This is a genomic window from Xanthobacter sp. BG11Y11_SDJG (assembly GCF_057364445.1).
On sequence record NZ_JBNFNU010000556.1, the window covers coordinates 1 to 2,096 of the forward strand.

Genomic DNA, 2,096 nt, shown 5'->3' on the forward strand with positions numbered 1-2,096 from the left:
CGGTCAGCGCCACCAGGGGCCGAGGTGACGCCGGGCACGGCGCGCGCCGCCGCCTCGGCCTCGCCGCGCACGTTTTCCCATGCCCGCGCCTGGGCCTCGTCGATATTGATCGAGAGATAGACCTTGCCGCTGGTGACGACGATGCCGGCGAGCGCCGGCGAGGCGGAAAGCGGCACGCCTTCGGGCGTGCGCACCTTCGCGAGGGCGCTGCGCACGAGGTCTTCGGTCACGTCGGGCATCGTCGTCTCCCTCGGGCTGCCGCCGTGCTGGCAATGAGGCGGGCGGGGCGGCACCCGGAATCGATGCCCCTGCTTCGCACGGGTTTGGCCCGATGCAAAGCCCCTGCCGGAGGCGCGTCAGCCGGGAGATGTGGCGCGCGCGAGCGTCCGGCCGGCACCGGGCCGGGCGGAGCCGGCGGTCAAGCTGGCGCTGCCTCTTGCGGCTTGGCCTCCCGCGCCGGCGGCTGTCAGTGATAGATGAACAGCGGGCAGGGCGGGTTCTCCACCAGCTTCACGGTGCTGGAGCCGAACAGCATCTCCTTCAGCCCGTGATGGCCGTAGCAGCCCATCACGAGGGTGCCGGCCTGGCGCGCCTGTGCCTCCAGGCGCAGCACCTCGGAGGGGTCGGCGCGGGTCGCCAGCGGCAGTTCCGCCGCCTCATAGCCGTGGGCGCGCAGATAGGCGCCGGCGGCGACCGCCATCCGCGCCGCCTCCTCGCGGCTCGGGTCGGATGCTCACCACGTGCGCCGGCTGGCCGCGCCCGGTGCCGAGCAGCACGAACATCTGCAGCGCGCGCATGGCCGGCAGGCTGCCGTCATAGGCGATCAGGGTTCCCGCCCCTTCCGGCGCCTCGTCGCCGCAGACCACCACCGGCCGCGGCGTCTTGGCGAGCAGCGACGACAGCAGATCGGGCAGCGGCACGGACTGCGAGCCCTGGAAGGCGGTGTCGCAGCCGGTCACCAGCAGGTCGCGGGTCTCGGAGGCCGCGACCAGCGCCTCCATGGGGTCGCCCTCGAAGGAGAGCCAGTCGAGCGGCAGACCGTTCCGCGCGCATTCGGCCTCGTAGGCTGCATGCAGGCGCACCTGGGAGGCATCCGCATCCGCCCGCATGCCCTGTTCGAGCTTGATCTTGAGCGCGGCGGCGCCGGCCCGTCCCAGCGTCGGCATGCGCAGCGCGGCGAGGTCGATGCCGGCGAGGCCCGACAGGCTCGCCCCGCTCGTCCGCGCCAGGCGGAAGGCAAAGGCGCGCGCCGCCACCGAGGGAGCCGATTCGCCGAGCAGAACCAGGATGCGCTTGAGCATGTCGTCTCCCTCCGGGGCGGTGTCGCGCCGGTTCGGCGCATTGGACGGGGCGACTTTAGGGAAGCACCCACCGAAGGCAACCGACTGGATCAAGTGCAGCCGGTCCGCCGTGCCCTCAGGCCGCGAAGTCGAGCCCAAGGTCGAGGATCGGCGCGCTGTGGGTGAGCCAGCCCACCGAGATCAGGTCCACGCCGCTGGCGGCGATGGCGGGCGCGCTCTCGCGGGTGACGCGGCCGGAGGCCTCGGTGAGCATGCGCCCGTCCACCATCTTCACCGCCTGCGCCAGCGTCTCGGGCGTCATGTTGTCGAGCAGAACCGCGTCTACCTTAAGGGGGAGCAGCTCTGCGAGCTGGGCCAGGGTGTCCACCTCGATCTCGATCTTGACCATGTGGCCCACCTGGGCGCGCAGGCGCTCGTAAGCGGGGCGGATGCCGCCGGCGATGGCGATGTGGTTGTCCTTCACCAGCACCGCGTCGTCGAGGCCGAAGCGATGGTTGGAGCCGCCGCCGGCGCGCACCGCGTATTTCTCCAGCGCGCGCAGGCCCGGCGTGGTCTTGCGGGTGCAGGCGATCACCGCCTTGTGGCCCTTCACCGCCTCCACCAGGCCGGCGGTGGCGCTGGCGATGCCCGAGAGGCGGCACAAGAGGTTCAGCGCCGTGCGCTCGGCGGTGAGGATGGCGCGCGCCGGCCCCTCCACTGTCGCGACGAGGCGCCCGGCTCCAGCGCATCGCCGTCGCGGGGCGGCGGGGGGTGAAGGCCACGGCGCCGTCCATCAGCGTGAAGGCGAGGCGCGCG

3 protein-coding genes and 1 pseudogene are annotated in these 2,096 nt (G+C 72.8%); all 4 read right to left on the reverse strand.

The window, feature by feature from the left end:
- A partial coding sequence (locus tag AC2W7M_RS24320; RefSeq protein ID WP_486135590.1) for an iron-sulfur cluster assembly protein occupies positions 1 to 239 on the reverse strand: 239 nt, incomplete at its 3' end.
- Between the two features lie 227 nt (positions 240 to 466).
- Positions 467 to 700: a universal stress protein gene (locus AC2W7M_RS24325; protein WP_486135592.1), complete on the reverse strand. Its 234-nt coding sequence runs from the start codon at positions 698 to 700 to the stop codon at positions 467 to 469.
- On the reverse strand, positions 657 to 1,301 hold the full coding sequence (locus AC2W7M_RS24330; protein ID WP_486135594.1) for a hypothetical protein: 645 nt from the start codon (positions 1,299 to 1,301) through the stop codon (positions 657 to 659). The genes AC2W7M_RS24325 and AC2W7M_RS24330 overlap by 44 nt, the downstream gene beginning before the upstream one ends.
- 115 nt (positions 1,302 to 1,416) lie before the next feature.
- Positions 1,417 to 2,004: pseudogene (gene nadC, locus AC2W7M_RS24335) on the reverse strand (carboxylating nicotinate-nucleotide diphosphorylase); the annotation flags it as partial.
- Between the last annotated feature and the right edge of the window lie 92 nt (positions 2,005 to 2,096).

Bases quoted from the DNA above. Each gene is read 5' to 3' on its own strand.
- AC2W7M_RS24325 (WP_486135592.1), bottom strand. From the start codon at position 700: ATGGCGGTCGCCGCCGGCGCCTATCTGCGCGCCCACGGCTATGAGGCG.
- AC2W7M_RS24330 (WP_486135594.1), bottom strand. From the start codon at position 1,301: ATGCTCAAGCGCATCCTGGTTCTGCTCGGCGAATCGGCTCCCTCGGTG.